The organism is Lysinibacillus sp. UBA5990 (genome assembly GCF_002429815.1).
GTDB classification, from domain to species: domain Bacteria; phylum Bacillota; class Bacilli; order Bacillales_A; family Planococcaceae; genus Lysinibacillus; species Lysinibacillus fusiformis.
Genome location: NZ_DJAY01000011.1, coordinates 159,016 through 174,672 on the forward strand (window position 1 = coordinate 159,016; position 15,657 = coordinate 174,672).

Annotated in this window: 15 protein-coding genes; 14 read left to right on the top strand and 1 reads right to left on the bottom strand. The window is 36.7% G+C overall.

The genetic code is table 11. The features are described 5' to 3' along the window. The first annotated feature begins 192 nt into the window (after positions 1-192). Positions 193-582 carry an FxsA family protein gene (locus B3D94_RS08225; RefSeq protein ID WP_193832850.1) on the top strand — a complete coding sequence of 130 codons (390 nt, stop codon included), beginning with the start codon at positions 193-195 and terminating at the stop codon, positions 580-582. Here the strand turns inward: B3D94_RS08225 and B3D94_RS08230 are convergent. Continuing rightward, positions 566-1,531, bottom strand: a complete 966-nt coding sequence (locus B3D94_RS08230; protein WP_069482315.1) for an AI-2E family transporter — start codon at positions 1,529-1,531, stop codon at positions 566-568. The two genes, B3D94_RS08225 and B3D94_RS08230, sit on opposite strands and share 17 nt — an antisense overlap. A gap of 238 nt (positions 1,532-1,769) precedes the next feature. On the opposite strand from B3D94_RS08230, the gene citZ reads away from it, so the two are divergent. From citZ to polA, 13 genes are all read left to right on the top strand, one after another. Beyond that, complete coding sequence (citZ, locus tag B3D94_RS08235; RefSeq protein WP_025114482.1) at positions 1,770-2,885, top strand: citrate synthase; 1,116 nt, start codon at positions 1,770-1,772, stop codon at positions 2,883-2,885. 79 nt (positions 2,886-2,964) lie between these two features. Then, on the top strand, positions 2,965-4,227 hold the full coding sequence (icd, locus tag B3D94_RS08240; protein ID WP_025114483.1) for an NADP-dependent isocitrate dehydrogenase: 1,263 nt from the start codon (positions 2,965-2,967) through the stop codon (positions 4,225-4,227). 183 nt (positions 4,228-4,410) lie between these two features. Beyond that, positions 4,411-5,349 (top strand): malate dehydrogenase, encoded by a 939-nt coding sequence (gene mdh, locus B3D94_RS08245; protein WP_069482314.1) that lies wholly within the window; start codon positions 4,411-4,413, stop codon positions 5,347-5,349. Positions 5,350-5,628: 279 nt separating this feature from the next. Further along, positions 5,629-6,069 (top strand): MaoC/PaaZ C-terminal domain-containing protein, encoded by a 441-nt coding sequence (locus B3D94_RS08250; RefSeq protein WP_069482313.1) that lies wholly within the window; start codon positions 5,629-5,631, stop codon positions 6,067-6,069. Between the two features lie 53 nt (positions 6,070-6,122). Then, positions 6,123-6,839, top strand: a complete 717-nt coding sequence (locus B3D94_RS08255) for a response regulator transcription factor (protein ID WP_012295616.1) — start codon at positions 6,123-6,125, stop codon at positions 6,837-6,839. Further along, the gene (gene pnpS / locus B3D94_RS08260; protein WP_069482312.1) at positions 6,836-8,368 is read left to right on the top strand and encodes a two-component system histidine kinase PnpS; all 1,533 of its coding nucleotides are present in this window, start codon (positions 6,836-6,838) and stop codon (positions 8,366-8,368) included. Before B3D94_RS08255 ends, pnpS begins: the two co-directional genes overlap by 4 nt. A gap of 382 nt (positions 8,369-8,750) precedes the next feature. Next, a complete protein-coding gene (locus B3D94_RS08265; RefSeq protein ID WP_036196478.1) occupies positions 8,751-9,119 on the top strand; it encodes a CidA/LrgA family holin-like protein in 369 nt (122 codons plus the stop codon). After that, the gene (locus B3D94_RS08270) at positions 9,116-9,829 is read left to right on the top strand and encodes an LrgB family protein (RefSeq protein ID WP_069482311.1); all 714 of its coding nucleotides are present in this window, start codon (positions 9,116-9,118) and stop codon (positions 9,827-9,829) included. Before B3D94_RS08265 ends, B3D94_RS08270 begins: the two co-directional genes overlap by 4 nt. A gap of 99 nt (positions 9,830-9,928) precedes the next feature. After that, a complete protein-coding gene (hflK, locus tag B3D94_RS08275) occupies positions 9,929-10,891 on the top strand; it encodes an FtsH protease activity modulator HflK (protein ID WP_069482310.1) in 963 nt (320 codons plus the stop codon). Continuing rightward, on the top strand, positions 10,891-11,901 hold the full coding sequence (hflC, locus tag B3D94_RS08280) for a protease modulator HflC (RefSeq protein WP_069482309.1): 1,011 nt from the start codon (positions 10,891-10,893) through the stop codon (positions 11,899-11,901). The genes hflK and hflC overlap by 1 nt, the downstream gene beginning before the upstream one ends. A 185-nt stretch (positions 11,902-12,086) precedes the next feature. Continuing rightward, positions 12,087-12,503, top strand: a complete 417-nt coding sequence (locus B3D94_RS08285; RefSeq protein ID WP_254664320.1) for a DNA polymerase I — start codon at positions 12,087-12,089, stop codon at positions 12,501-12,503. Between the two features lie 343 nt (positions 12,504-12,846). Further along, positions 12,847-12,972: a hypothetical protein gene (locus tag B3D94_RS08290; RefSeq protein WP_269781048.1), complete on the top strand. Its 126-nt coding sequence runs from the start codon at positions 12,847-12,849 to the stop codon at positions 12,970-12,972. Positions 12,973-13,025: 53 nt separating this feature from the next. After that, positions 13,026-15,653, top strand: a complete 2,628-nt coding sequence (gene polA / locus B3D94_RS08295) for a DNA polymerase I (protein ID WP_069482307.1) — start codon at positions 13,026-13,028, stop codon at positions 15,651-15,653. Positions 15,654-15,657 lie beyond the last annotated feature (4 nt).

The following is a 15,657-nucleotide window of genomic DNA, read 5'->3' on the forward strand; positions in this document are numbered from 1 at the left end:
CTAGAGCTTTTTAATAAGGGTTGTACAAATTAACTATATTTCGTGCTATATGGAAAGCTACTTTTTATATCACCATCAAGAAAGATAAGTGATTTGGTATTATTTGATGGGAGGCATTCATTTTTTTATGAAACTAAATGGGCTATAATAACGTATAAAAGGTATACCTTTTCAAGTAGGAAGGAGAAAAATATGCGAAAAATTTTTCTTGGTTTCATTGTCTACGCAATAGCCGAATTGGCGTTATTAATAGTTATAGGACAAAACATTGGTGTTTTAAGTACATTATTACTCATTATTGCCACTAGTGTACTTGGGGTTTATGTAATGAAAAATAAAGGTATGAATTCTGTCCAAAATGTAAAAAATACATTAGCACGTGGAGAGGCTCCGGGATCTGCATTGGTTGATACATTATTAACTTTTAGTGGTGGGCTACTTTTAGCATTACCAGGATTTATTACAGATCTTATCGGCTTACTATTGCTTCTGCCTTTTTCACGAAAAATGTTCCAACCCGTTGTCTATTATTGGATGCGTAAAAAAATGAAAAAAGGTCAATTTATTATCGTTCAAAGATAGAGTTTTCTTTTAGCTTAACCGCTAAAAATAAAAAGATTGGGCTAAGTAATATTCCATAAAAACCAAATAGTAGAATAGAGGCGGCGCTGATGAAAAATGTATGGAATGTACGTAATTGAAGCGTGTTGGACCAAAGCATTGAGTCAGCTAGCTGCCTTGTTAATTGTACAAATAAATACAACAGTAAAATAGCTACACATAAAAATGTATTTCCATTGAAATAAAAATAAATACTCATCGGCACAAGAAATACACCGATACCGAAAAATGGCAGGACATCTGCGAAGGCTACAATAAAAGCTTTAATAATAGCTTGTTCAAATTGAAGGATCATAAAGCCTCCACAAAGAATAAGTAAGGTTATTGTAAATAATTGAAATTCCACAAATAAAAAATAATGAAAAAGTTGCATGATTTTCGCAAAATGTGATTGCCACTCATGACGATATTTCTTTGGCACATATTGAAAAAACCAATAGCGTGATTTACGTGTTTCAAGGAGAGCGAAATAATAGGCGATCAAGAATATGAAAACCTCAATGACATGTTTCATTAATAATTGGAAAAGATCAGCTGTATATATGATGATCGAATCAAAAATAGAAAGTGATTTCTCCTTTAAAACTTGTATAAACATCGATTCATATTCACTAAAAAGTGGGAAGTTTTGTAATGTATTACGAATCTCTGGAAAGATGACAATCACACTGTTAATGGATATGACGACAAGCAAAAAAATACAAGTTAAAATCAATACCTCCACAATTATTGCTGCTATCCAATAGGCGATCCTGCAATACTTATGCAAGAAATTTATGACAGGGTACGTCGAAAATGACAAAAAAATCGCAAGTGATACTGGCAATACAAACCAAAGTATGACTAAATAAAAAATAAAAAGTAAAATACTTGTGGTTCTTTCGTATGAAAAATACTTTAAATTCCTCATTTTAACAAATTCACCTCAAATCATAATGTCAAAAAATACAATAAAAACTCTTTAGGACAAATATATAGTCGTTCGGACGTCTTTTTCTTTATTTAGAGGATTTTCATTCACAAAGCTGTCAAAAATGATTATAATAGCAATGTAAGCGATTTACTTAATGGTTCATATGAGCAAAATCCGTAAATGCAAGAAAAAAACGCATTTACAACAAAATATAAATATGAGGGAGCGATAATTTATGTCAGCAACTAAAGGATTAGAAGGTATCGTAGCAGCGGAATCTAAAATCAGTTCAATTATCGATGACACACTTACATATGTTGGTTACAACATTGATGATTTAGCACAAAATGCGTCATTTGAAGAGGTAATTTACTTGTTATGGCATACTCGTTTACCAAAAGCGGACGAGCTAGCTGAGTTAAAACAACAATTGGCAGACAATATGTCAATTCCGCAAGCGATTGTCGACCAATTCAAAACATACCCACTTTCAACTGTACATCCAATGGCTGCACTACGTACTGCAGTATCTCTACTTGGTGTATTCGATGAAGAAGCGGATGTTATGGATCCAGAAGCAAACTACCGTAAAGCAATTCGTCTTCAAGCTAAAATTGCTACAGTAGTAACTGCTTTTGCACGTGTTCGTAAAGGTTTAGAACCAGTTTCACCAAAACCTGAACTAGGATATGCGGCAAACTTCTTATACATGCTTAAAGGCGAAGAGCCAGCAGATATTGAAATTGAAGCATTCGACAAAGCATTAGTATTACATGCTGACCATGAGTTAAATGCATCTACATTCACTGCACGTGTATGTGTAGCTACATTATCAGATGTTTATTCTGGTGTAACTGCGGCAATCGGCGCTTTAAAAGGGCCACTTCATGGTGGAGCAAATGAGCAAGTTATGAAGATGTTAACTGAAATCGGCTCTCTTGAAAATGTGGAATCTTACATTCAAAATAAATTAGACAACAAAGAAAAAATCATGGGCTTCGGTCACCGCGTATATCGCAAAGGCGACCCTCGTGCACCACATTTACGCGTAATGTCTAAAAAATTAACTGAACTAACTGGTAAACCAGAGCTTTATGAAATGTCAGTTAAAATCCATGACATGATCGTTGAACAAAAGAAATTACCAGCTAACGTAGATTTCTTCTCTGCGTCAGTGTATGATTCTTTAGGTATTGATCATGACCTGTTCACACCAATTTTCGCAGTATCACGTACTTCAGGTTGGGTGGCACACATCCTTGAGCAATATGCAAATAACCGCCTAATCCGTCCACGTGCTGAATATGTTGGACCAGGCATGCAAAAATATGTTCCAATCAGCGAGCGCTAATTTGGAAAATATGCTAGAATGTTTGGGACTGTGTTATCACTAACACAGTCCTATGATTATGAATTTAGGAGGCAACAGAATGTCAAACAAAATTGTAGTTGAAAATGGCGTACTTAATGTACCAAATAATCCAGTAATTCCTTTCATCGAAGGTGATGGAATTGGTCCAGATATCTGGGCAGCAGCATCACGCGTAATCGACGCAGCAGTAGAAAAAGCTTATAACGGTGAAAAGAAAATTGAATGGTTAGAAGTTTTAGCTGGTGAAAAAGCATTTAACCAAACTGGTGAATGGTTACCACAAGAAACTTTAGACAAAATTAATGAATACTTAATTGCAATCAAAGGTCCTCTTACTACACCAATCGGTGGTGGTATCCGCTCTCTTAACGTAGCATTACGTCAACAACTTGACTTATATGTATGCTTACGCCCAGTACGTCACTTTGATGGAGTGCCTTCTCCAGTTAAACGCCCAGAAGACGTTGATATGGTTATCTTCCGTGAGAACACAGAAGACATCTACGCTGGTATTGAATTCGAATCTGGTTCAGAACAAGCTCAAAAAATCATCAACTTCCTACAATCTGAATTTGGTGTAAATCAAATCCGCTTCCCAGAAACTTCTGGTATCGGTGTTAAACCTGTATCTAAAGAAGGTACTGAGCGTTTAGTACGTTCTGCTATCGAATACGCAATTAAACATAAACGCCCATCTGTTACTTTAGTTCATAAAGGTAACATCATGAAATTCACTGAAGGTGGATTCAAAAAATGGGGTTATGAATTAGCAGAAAAAGAATTTGCTGATCAAACTTTCACTTGGAACCAATACGATGCTATCAAAGCTGAACAAGGTGAAGAAGCAGCAAACAAAGCTCAATCTGATGCTTTAGCAGCTGGCAAAATCTTAGTGAAAGATTCTATCGCTGATATCTTCTTACAACAAATCTTAACTCGTCCAACTGAGTTCGATGTAGTAGCTACAATGAACTTAAATGGTGACTATATTTCTGATGCACTTGCTGCACAAGTTGGTGGTATCGGTATCGCTCCAGGAGCTAACATTAACTATGTTACTGGACATGCGATCTTCGAAGCTACTCACGGTACAGCTCCAAAATATGCTGGTTTAGATAAAGTAAACCCATCTTCAGTATTACTTTCAGGTGTATTAATGCTTGAACACTTAGGATGGCAAGAAGCTGCTGACATGATCACTAAATCTGTTGAGAATACAATTTCTTCTAAAGTTGTAACTTATGACTTCGCTCGTTTAATGGACGGCGCTACAGAAGTGAAATGTTCAGAATTCGCTAATGAGTTAATCAAAAACTTATAATTTTCTATTCTGATATAGAAATTTTCACGTAAAAGTATACTTTTAAATGCGGATATAATTAGGGTAAAAGTGAATTTTCGTTAAATAAAATATTTACGATGAACTTGTTTAATCGAGGGAGTGAGATGTATTTCTCCTCCCTCTTTTAAAATATATAAACCCATTTTAAAGGAGCGTATTCAAATGTCTCTTAAACGTAAAAAATTATCAGTAATCGGTGGAGGATTTACAGGTGCTACCGCAGCTTTTTTAGCAGCTCAGAAAGAACTTGGTGACGTTGTATTAGTGGATATCCCACAAGCAGAAAATCCTACAAAGGGAAAAGCTCTAGATATGTGGGAAGCAGCGCCAATACAAGGCTTTGATGCTTATGTAAAAGGTACAACAAATTATGCGGATACAGCTAATTCTGACGTAGTCATTATTACAGCTGGGGTAGCCCGTAAACCAGGTATGAGTCGTGATGATCTTGTACAAATCAACCAAGGCGTCATGAAAACAGTGTCCAAAGAGATTGCTGCACATTCACCAAATGCCACAATTATCGTCCTTACCAATCCAGTTGATGCCATGACCTACACAGTTTATAAGGAAACTGGTTTCCCAAAAAATCGTGTTATCGGTCAATCTGGTGTTCTTGATACGGCGCGTTTCTGTGCATTTGTCGCAGAAGAGTTGAATGTCTCAGTAAAAGACATTACTGGTTTTGTATTAGGTGGTCATGGAGATACGATGGTGCCTTTAACACGTTATTCATTTGCAGGTGGTATTCCATTAGAAACATTAATCTCTGCTGAACGTCTAGAAGCAATCGTAGATCGCACACGTAATGGTGGTGCTGAAATCGTTAACTTACTTGGTAACGGCTCAGCGTATTATGCACCTGCTGCTGCATTGATTGAAATGGCGGAAGCAATTATCAAAGATCAGAAGCGTATTCTACCATCTATTGCTTATTTAGAAGGTGAATATGGCTATAGCGATTTATATCTGGGTGTTCCTACATTACTTGGCGAAAATGGTATAGAAAAAATCTTTGAGCTTGAGTTAACAGACAAAGAAAAAGCAGCTTTAGACCAATCGGCAGATGCAGTACGCAACGTGATGAAAATTTTAGTATAGATTAATGATGTCCGACTTAAGGCGTTTTAGGCCAGAATCTTTAGGACAGCATGTCGATTTCTCTCTATTTCAGCTATCGAAAAAATATATAAGCAATGCTCTATATTTGAAGATATCGGTATATGAGTATTTGCTGAATTAAGAAAACGAGTAGGTAACTCCTGCTCGTTTTTTTATGCATAAGTATTGGGAGGCTTAAGGTACTCGGCTTTTCGTTGTACTTTTGGCATAAAATTGATACTATGAATGTAGTATGATAGAAAAGGGGTTGGCGTATCTTTGCTTCAAAAAAATAGTAAACTTGGTCTGACAATCGATGAAATTACAGTTGGCGAAAAGATCCATATAACTGAAAAGATTGAGGATAGAGATCTGTTGTTGTATTTAGGGCTCACGAACGATAGTAATCCGCTTTATATTCAACATGATTATGCGGCGATGACACCTTTTGAAAAACCGATTGTCCCGACCATCATGTTAAATGGTATTATTACATCAGCTGTATCAAAGTATATTCCAGGACCAGGTGCACGAATTATTGAGCAACATTTAAAATATTTAGGGCCTCTCTATCATTATGAATTGTTTGATACGCTTTTAGAGGTAACAGCAGTCAATAAATACGAAAATACGGTTACTGTGTCTGTACACTCTTATAATGAGCAAAAGCAGCTTGTGATTGAAGGTATGTTGTTGGTGACACCACCACTTGCATTATAGACGTCTTGAGATTTGAAATGGGGGTTTCAAATCACTAACGGAGGCATTATATTATGACAAAAACGATATTAGTTATTGAAGATGAATTTTCAATCGCAACATTATTGAAATATAATTTAGAACAGGCTGGCTATTTAGTGGAAACAGCTGCAGATGGACAAGAAGGTCTGGAAAAAGCAATTGACATACAGCCTAATTTAATCCTGTTAGATTTGATGCTACCTAAACTAGATGGTATGGAAGTATGCAAACAAATACGTCAACAGCGTATGAATACGCCGATCATAATGTTAACAGCAAAAGATGACGAATTTGATAAAGTGCTTGGTCTAGAATTAGGCGCAGATGATTATATGACTAAACCCTTTAGTCCACGGGAAGTGCTAGCACGCGTTAAGGCTGTTTTAAGACGTTTTACACAAAATGTAGTATCAGATGAGAAAGATGAACCTCAAGAGAAAATGTTTGAGTTTGGACAATTGCGTGTATTTCCGGAACGCTTTGAAGTCTTTTTACAAGATGAGGCACTGGAGTTTACGCCAAAGGAATTTGAATTACTTATTTACTTACTTGAAAATAAAAATCGTGTATTAACACGTGATCAGCTATTAAGTGCTGTATGGAAATATGATTTTGCTGGCGATACTCGAATTGTGGATGTTCATATTAGCCACCTTCGCGATAAAATTGAAGAAAATAGCCGTAAGCCAATGTTTATTAAAACAATTAGAGGGCTTGGCTATAAATTTGAGGAGCCGAAAACGTCATGAAATCAATGAGCAACCGCTTATTTTTGACATTCATGCTTTTACTTGGAACGATATTAGCTGTCCTAATGATTGTTATAGGTCAGCTTTTTCCTGTTTATATTAAGCAATACAATGAGGATGCAAATACTCATAAACAAGCATCAATGACTCAAGTAATAGATGAACGCGAACTCCAGCTTTCACAGGAAGATCAAGAAGCATTATTTGCATCACAGAGCTTGGATCTAGAGGATTCTTTGACCTTTGTGCGGGCTAGACTCTATATCATATTGGCCATTCTTTTTACTATTACATTGATTTTAATTGGGATTGTCAGTCGCTATATGATTCGGAATTTTACAGCACCAATCGATAATGTTACGGAAACGGCTCTTGAACTTGCAAAGGGAAACTATCGTGCACGTGCACAGGAAAATGAATATGAACGCATGATTCCGTTAAGTCATTCTATTAATATTTTGGCTCGTAATTTACAGGATATTACGACGGTCCGTGAAGTAGAGGAAGAGAGGCTGAAAACGTTAATCGAAAATATGGGTAGCTCTCTCATGATGATTGGGCGTGAGGGCAATATTTCAATCGTGAACCGCGTATTTTTAGAACGTTTTGGGATGCAGATTGATGAAGTTCAGGGGAAGGTATTCAGGACAATTGGCTTACCAAAATCATTAGAACAGTTTATCGATCACGTATTTCTTACAGAGATGCCTTATCGACAGCAAATTAAAATGGAGATAAAGCAGGAGCTTTATAATAAAGAAGTATATGGAGCACCTGTTATTGGGGACCATGGACGATGGTTAGGCGTTGTCATTGTTATGCATGATATAACGGAGCTTGTCCGTTTAGAGCAAATTCGCAAAGATTTTGTTGCCAATGTATCCCATGAATTGCGAACACCTATTACCTCTATTAAAGGCTTTTCTGAAACCTTATTGGATGGAGCCTATAAAGACGAAAAAATGTTAATATCTTTTTTAGAAATTATTTATAAAGAAAGTAATCGTCTTCAAATGCTCATTCAGGATTTGTTAGAGCTTTCTAAAATTGAACAGCATGGCTTCACGGTCAACATTATGCCAATGGGCTTGCAGGATGTGCTGATTCGTGGAGCAGAGCTAACAGCGCCACGATTAGATGAAAAAAATATGAGCTTCCAAGTGGATATTGACCGTGATGTACAAGTAATGGGAGATGCCAATCGTATTATTCAGATTGTGACGAATTTAATTACCAATGCCATCACCTATTCTCCAGAAAATACAACGGTGTCTATTCGTTTAAAGGAAAATGAAACACATGGCATTATTGAAATTGAAGATCAAGGAATCGGAATTGAAAAGCATGAAATAGCCCGAGTCTTTGAGCGCTTTTATCGCGTTGATCGTGCTCGAAGCCGAAATTCAGGTGGAACAGGCTTAGGCTTAGCCATTGTAAAGCATCTTGTAGAGGCCCATCATGGACGTATTCAAGTAGAAAGTGAAGTAGGCGTAGGGACAACAATGATTGTGATGATTCCGAAAAATTAACAAATCCTTTACATGAGCAAAATGTTACATTCATATTTGGGAACTATACTTGTAACTAGAAACCCCCTTATATGATTGTTAAGACTATAACCTAAAAAATCGCGCTCACCACTTAATATGGTGATGACAGATTTTTTAATAACTGCATTATTTTTCACTATAGAAGAATCTATTGTCTAATTATTAGGCACTAGATTCTTTTTCTGTTTTACAGAGAGGGTAAATAGGTGTAAAGTATAGTAGCATAAAAGTTTAACATCAATCCATAGTAGATTGTTTGTCAAATTAAAGCTTGAACAGTCAGTGAAATCATAACTTCTTTTCATTTGAATCGTGTTTTTCTGACAGTTGAAGCAGAGAAAAAAATGAGAGAAGGATGACCATGAAAATCGTCAAAAGTATCGTGCAAATCGGCTTTCTTTATTTCCTATTATTGATTGGGAATAGTATTGCACGCCTACTTCACTTGCCGATTCCAGGGAGCATAATAGGACTCGTTCTATTATTTTTACTTTTACAGTTTCATATTATTAAGCTTGAATGGATTGAGCTAGGGGCAGCATTATTACTAAGTGAACTCTTACTTTTCTTCATTCCATCTGCCATTGGTGTCATCGATTATGATGCATTATTCGGTGTACAAGGCATGAAGGTTGTTTTGGTCATTGTTGGAAGCGCGATTATTGTGATGTTTGTAACGGGCTATACAGCACAATGGCTAGAGCGCCGAAAGAAGGGTGATACAGTATGAGTTTATGGATAGCTGGTATTAGCTTACTTGGGACAATTATTCTTTTTTATATTTGTAAAATAATTTATAAGAAATATAAAAAAGAATGGCTGACACCTATGCTGGTGACACCGATCGTCATTATTATTTTATTATTACTAACAGGTATACCGTATACAACTTATAATGCGGGAGCTAGTGTTTTAACGAATTTACTAGGACCAGCAACGGTTGCTTTTGCGGTTCCTATCTATAAAAATGTCAATTTATTAAAAAAACATGCATTTGAAATCTTTATAAGTATTGCGGTTGGTTCAACAGTTGCCATTATTTCATCTTTCATAATGGCCTTAGTAGTAGGGTTAAACAATGAGCTTGTGCATAGTTTAGTGCCACGTTCAGTGACAACACCTATTGCAATGGACATTTCAAATATGATTGGAGGCTCTCCTACTTTAACAGCTGTCTTTGTTATGACGACAGGCATTTTAGGAAGCCTATTAGCACCTATCGTTATTAAAATATGTCGATTCCACAACCCCTCGTCTAGAGGCTTAATGTTAGGAATGGGCGCGCATGGGGCAGGTACATCTAGAGCTTTTGAATTTGGCGAACTAGAGGGTACATTTGCCAGCTTAGCAATGATTGTTGCTGCTTTAATTAGCATTGTATTAACCACAACCATTTTCCCAGTCTTCGAACATCTAGTTATTAATATCCTGTTACCATAAAAGGTAGCAGGATTTTTTGATGCTAAATTCACTATATTTTGAAACTTTTTATAAAACTCTTCCGTAAACAGTAGTAATCAATAAAAGGGAGGAACAGACATGAGTGTGAAAAGGACACTAATGATGGTTGGACTTGGGATTTTTGGAGTTATTGCACTTATTACCGTATTTACATCTTGGTACACAGTAGATGAATCAGAACAAGCGGTTGTCATTACATTTGGCCGTGCCGATGAAATGGTTACAAACCCAGGACTTCATTTTAAATTACCTTGGCCAGTTCAATCAGTTGAAATTTTATCGAAAGAAACGTTCAGTTTACAGTTTGGCTATAAGCAAAATAAGGCAGGAGATTTAGAAGCCTATGATGCTGAGACAAAGATGATTACAGGAGATGAATATATTGTACTAACTGATCTTGTTGTACAATGGAAAATTACCGACCCTCGTAAATTTTTATTTAACGCACAAAGCCCCGAAGAAATTTTACATAGCGCCACATCAAGCGCCATTCGTTCAATTATTGGTAGCTCTACCATTGATGCAGCATTAACAGATGGAAAAGCTGAAATTGAAGCAAAAACACGTGATTTACTAGTCTCCTTAATCGAAAAATATGATATTGGTATTGGCGTATTAGGCGTGAAGTTACAAGACGTTGAATTACCGAACAAGGAAGTGCGTGCTGCCTTCACAGCAGTAACGGATGCACGTGAAACAAAGAATACAAAAACTAATGAGGCACAAAAATATATGAATCAGCGTAAAAGTGAAGCTGAGGGTGAAAAAGATGCAATTATTTCCAAGGCTCAAGGTGCAAAAACAGCACGTATCGAGCAAGCTCAAGGTGATGTAGCTGTCTTTAATAAGATGTATGAGCAATATAAAGGGAATCAACAAATTACACGAGAACGATTAATTTTAGAAACACTTGAAAACGTCTTACCGAAGGCGCAAATATACATTATGAATGATGATGGCAGCACGATGAAGTACTTACCAATACAGCCATTACAGCCGCAGCAGGCACAAACAGATAAAAAAGAAGGGAGCAGTAATTAATGGACCAAAAAAATAAGGACCTTGACAAATTCCTCAATTTTTTATCAGGAAAAAGCAAAAAAGCGGCTCCAACAGACAATAACTCGGGAGACAATGTTGTGAAAATGGAGAAAAAAGGCCCGCTCAACCCTAAAAAATATCTGTCTATTGCCATTACATTAACAATTGTTTTTGCAGCAGCCATCATTATTTTTGCGAATGTTTATATTGTAAAGGAATCTGAATACGCGGTGGTTCGCCAGTTTGGAGAGGTAGTGAAATTTGAACGGGATCCAGGCTTAAAAATGAAAATACCTTTTATTCAAAGTGTTACACGATTACCAAAAAATCAGATGACCTACAATATTTCAGAAGAAGAAATTAATACAAAGGATAAAAAACGAATTATCATCGATAACTATGCTGTGTGGCGTATTACGGATCCAAAAGCTTTAATATCGAATGCTGGTACACTTAGTAAGGCAGAGACTCGAATGGAGGAGTTTATTTACTCCGTCATAAGAACAGAGCTTGGCCAACTAAGATACGATGAAATTATTAATGATGAAAATTCATCACGAGGAAGCATCAACGATCGTGTAACAGAGCGAGTTAATGAATTGTTACAAAATGACAAGTATGGTGTAGAAGTAGTGGACGTACGTATTCGTCGTACAGATTTACCTGCTGAAAATGAACAGTCTGTATTTACCCGTATGATTTCAGAGCGTGAATCAACGGCTCAATTATATCTTTCAGAAGGGGATGCAGATAAACGACGTATTGAAGCCCAAACGGATCAACAGGTGCAGGAAATGTTAGCTACAGCGAATAAGCAGGCTTCCATTATTCAAGCTGAGGGAGAAGCAGAGGCTGCGAAAATATACAATAAATCATTCTCTCAAGATCCTGAATTTTACTCTTTATACCGTACGCTAGAATCCTATAAGAAAACAGTTGGAGAGGATACGGTCATTATTTTGCCAGCATCATCACCATATGCGAAAATTTTATCTGGTTATATAAAATAATTGATAAAAAAGTCGTCTCTCCTATTAGGAAGGCGACTTTTTTGTTACTATGAAAATTATAAATATCCCTACAATTGAAATGTTATATTGTGAAAATAATAGAAACTTACAAATTTCTATTCCCCAACCGCCTAAAATTTGATAGAATGATAATGTTTAAAAAAGAACTGTTGGGGGTAATAGCTGTGAAATTACGAATTAGCACATGGCTCCAAAATGTAGGAATTGCTTGTAGTATAGCATCGTTATTGACTCTTTTCTTCCGCCTGTCTGATTTTGCGTGGATGACAAAGAGTGTTTATCATATACCTGTATTTTTTGTAAGTATCTTTTTAGTGAGTATTATTATTGCAAATGATGTAAGAAATCTGTTTAAAAAGTTGTTTTGGTATGAAAAACGAAAGATTAAGCGTCCTATTTGGCAAGTCGGTATTGGCTTCATTTTCTTTTTAGCACAAATTAGTGTTGTGATGGTATTTAGTAAAGAGTTAACACAGCCACAACTGGGTGGAATGCCATTATTTTTAGTATTTGGCTTTATGAATGCGTTTATCTTAACAATCATATATGAAGAAATTTTTCACCGAACAGCCAATCAATAATATCTATGATAGAACTTTCATTCACTGGAGTTTTCTCCGCGAATGGGAGTTTTTTTATTGTTTTTATGCACTGAATACGAAGAATCATCTACCATGTTAAATTGAGGTCAAACAAGGTACCATTACATTGAATGAAGCAATATTATTTTTATCCAGCTATTGATTTTCACAATAAAAGATTCAGATTCGCTTCGAATATTGATATTTATTAAAAAAGCCCTTTGCGATTGGCTTTTCGCTATAGGTTGAAATGCCGGAGTGATGGATAGCATGTTTAAAGTGACGGATAGCGAGCCAAAAGTGATGGATAAAGCATGAAGTCGCAGATAGCGAGCTAAAAGTGATGGATAAAACTACGAAAGTGGCGGATAGCAATCCAAATGTAGTAGATAAAACCAGAAATGTGACGGATAGCGAATCAAAAGTAGCGGATAATCTTGGGGATGACCCGTCTGCTTTTTTTACTTGAAATGTATTGTTATGATAAAGTAGAAGTAGAAGACAACGCAGGAGGATAATATTATGACAAAGGAAAAATTACTATTATTGGACGGTAATAGTTTAGCATATCGCGCGTTTTTTGCGTTGCCATTGTTGACGAATGATAGTGGTATTCATACTAATGCTGTATACGGCTTTACAACAATGCTACAAAGAATATTAGAGGAAGAGCAACCAACACAAATTTTAGTGGCTTTTGATGCTGGAAAAACAACATTCCGCCATGAAACCTTTACAGAATATAAAGGTGGACGACAAAAAACGCCACCAGAATTATCGGAGCAATTCCCTTATATACGCAAGCTAATTGATGCTTATGGAATTAAGCAATATGAACAAGACCTATATGAAGCGGATGATATTATCGGGACGCTGGCAAAAGAGGCTTCATCACAGGATATGGATGTTATCATCGTATCTGGAGACCGTGATTTAACGCAGCTTGCGACAGAGCAAGTAACGGTTTATATTACGAAAAAAGGGATTACGGAAATTGAGAGAAACACTCCAGCCTTTATTGCAGAAAAGTACGGTTTAACGCCCCTACAAATTATTGATATGAAAGGCTTAATGGGTGATTCTTCAGATAATATTCCTGGTGTGCCAGGTGTTGGTGAAAAGACTGCTGTCAAATTATTAAAAGAGCATGGCTCCGTTGAGGCACTTTACGAGGCGATGGATACATTGAAAGCTTCTAAAATGAAAGAAAAGCTGGTAGCCAATGAAGAGCAGGCCAAGATGAGTAAGAAGCTGGCAACGATTTTTACAGACGCCCCAATTACCATTTCACTAACTGATCTAGCGTACCATGGACCGAATGAAGAAGAATTAATCAATGTGTGGCGTGAGCTCGGCTTTAAATCACTGCTCGAGAAAAGTGATTTTACTGTGCAAGAGCAAGAGCAAGCACCTTTTGATTTTGAACAAGTTCAAGAAGTACAACAAGAAGACTTACAAGATGTGATGGCTGTGCATGTTGAGCTAGAGAATGAACATTACCACACTTGTGCCCTACTAGGCATGGCCTTATCTGATGGAACAAAGACTCAATACATTCCTTTTGACATTGTGGCAAAATCAGATACACTACGTCGCTGGTTAGAGGATTCCTCAAAAATAAAATATATGTCTGATTCCAAAGCGTCTCAAGCAGCATTAAAACGAGCGGGTATTCAATTAGCTGGTGTTGATTTTGATTTAGTGCTTGCTTCGTATATTAATAATCCTGGACTTAGTGGGGATGATGTTGCCACTCTTGCAAGGGAGCTTGGGTATTATGATGTACAAGCAGATGAAACGGTTTATGGCAAGGGAGCAAAACGTGCTATACCTGAAATAGATAAGCTTGCACAGCATGTTAGCCGAAAAGCTTATGCTGTCTGGTCATTACAGCCGAAGCTAGAAGCATTATTAAAGGAAAATGAACAATTTGATCTTTATAAAGACTTGGAATTGCCATTGGCCGCCATTTTAGGTGAGATGGAAAGTGAAGGGGTTACCGTTAACCGTGCTACGCTAGTAAAAATGGGTCAAGAGCTTAATGAAAAGCTCGTCGTGCTTGAACAAGAGATTTATGCGGAGGCAGGAGAAACGTTTAATATTAATTCACCAAAACAATTAGGTGTTATTTTATTCGATAAATTAGGTTTACCTGTTATTAAAAAAACGAAGACGGGCTATTCTACGGCTGCTGATGTATTAGAAAAGTTAAAATCAGAGCATGCCATTATTGAATATATTCTGTTATATCGTCAGCTTGGTAAATTACAGTCTACTTATATTGAAGGATTGCTAAAGGAAATCCATGAAAAGGATAGCAAGGTGCATACTCGTTTCCAACAAGCTTTAACCGCTACAGGACGACTAAGCTCAACAGATCCAAATTTACAAAACATCCCTATCCGTTTAGAAGAGGGACGTAAAATCCGTCAAGCATTTGTCCCGTCAAAAGAGGATTGGATACTGTTTTCTGCGGACTATTCGCAAATCGAATTACGCGTACTTGCACATATGTCGGAAGATAAAAATCTTGTAGAGGCCTTCCGTGAAGGGATGGACGTTCATACACGAACAGCGATGGATGTATTCCATGTATCCGAAGATGAAGTTGATAGTAATATGCGTCGTGCAGCGAAGGCTGTTAACTTTGGGATTGTTTATGGTATCAGTGATTATGGTCTATCACAAAATTTAGATATTACCCGTAAGGAAGCGGCAACTTTTATTGAGAAATATTTCGCTAGTTTCCCAGGTGTTAAACAGTATATGGATGATATTGTACAAAATGCGAAGTTCAATGGCTATGTCACAACAATTTTAAATAGACGTCGTTATTTACCGGATATTACAAGTTCGAACTTTAATTTAAGAAGCTTTGCTGAGCGTACGGCGATGAATACCCCGATTCAGGGAAGTGCCGCGGATATTATTAAAAAAGCGATGATTGATATGGATGCTCGATTAAAAAAAGAAAATATGCAGGCAAAGCTACTTTTACAAGTGCATGATGAGTTAATCTTTGAAGCACCTAAGGAAGAGATTGCGTTGCTAGAAAAAATTGTGCCAGAGGTAATGGAAAATGCAATTGAGCTTTCCGTACCGCTAAAAGTAGATTTTAACCATGGTTCGACATGGTATGAAGCAAAATAAGGAG

Coding starts and splice junctions, on each gene's coding strand:
- B3D94_RS08225 (WP_193832850.1), top strand. CDS start 193: ATGCGAAAAATTTTTCTTGGTTTCATTGTCTACGCAATAGCCGAATTG.
- B3D94_RS08230 (WP_069482315.1), bottom strand. CDS start 1,531: ATGAGGAATTTAAAGTATTTTTCATACGAAAGAACCACAAGTATTTTA.
- citZ (WP_025114482.1), top strand. CDS start 1,770: ATGTCAGCAACTAAAGGATTAGAAGGTATCGTAGCAGCGGAATCTAAA.
- icd (WP_025114483.1), top strand. CDS start 2,965: ATGTCAAACAAAATTGTAGTTGAAAATGGCGTACTTAATGTACCAAAT.
- mdh (WP_069482314.1), top strand. CDS start 4,411: ATGTCTCTTAAACGTAAAAAATTATCAGTAATCGGTGGAGGATTTACA.
- B3D94_RS08255 (WP_012295616.1), top strand. CDS start 6,123: ATGACAAAAACGATATTAGTTATTGAAGATGAATTTTCAATCGCAACA.
- pnpS (WP_069482312.1), top strand. CDS start 6,836: ATGAAATCAATGAGCAACCGCTTATTTTTGACATTCATGCTTTTACTT.
- B3D94_RS08265 (WP_036196478.1), top strand. CDS start 8,751: ATGAAAATCGTCAAAAGTATCGTGCAAATCGGCTTTCTTTATTTCCTA.
- B3D94_RS08270 (WP_069482311.1), top strand. CDS start 9,116: ATGAGTTTATGGATAGCTGGTATTAGCTTACTTGGGACAATTATTCTT.
- hflK (WP_069482310.1), top strand. CDS start 9,929: ATGAGTGTGAAAAGGACACTAATGATGGTTGGACTTGGGATTTTTGGA.
- hflC (WP_069482309.1), top strand. CDS start 10,891: ATGGACCAAAAAAATAAGGACCTTGACAAATTCCTCAATTTTTTATCA.
- B3D94_RS08290 (WP_269781048.1), top strand. CDS start 12,847: ATGGATAAAACTACGAAAGTGGCGGATAGCAATCCAAATGTAGTAGAT.
- polA (WP_069482307.1), top strand. CDS start 13,026: ATGACAAAGGAAAAATTACTATTATTGGACGGTAATAGTTTAGCATAT.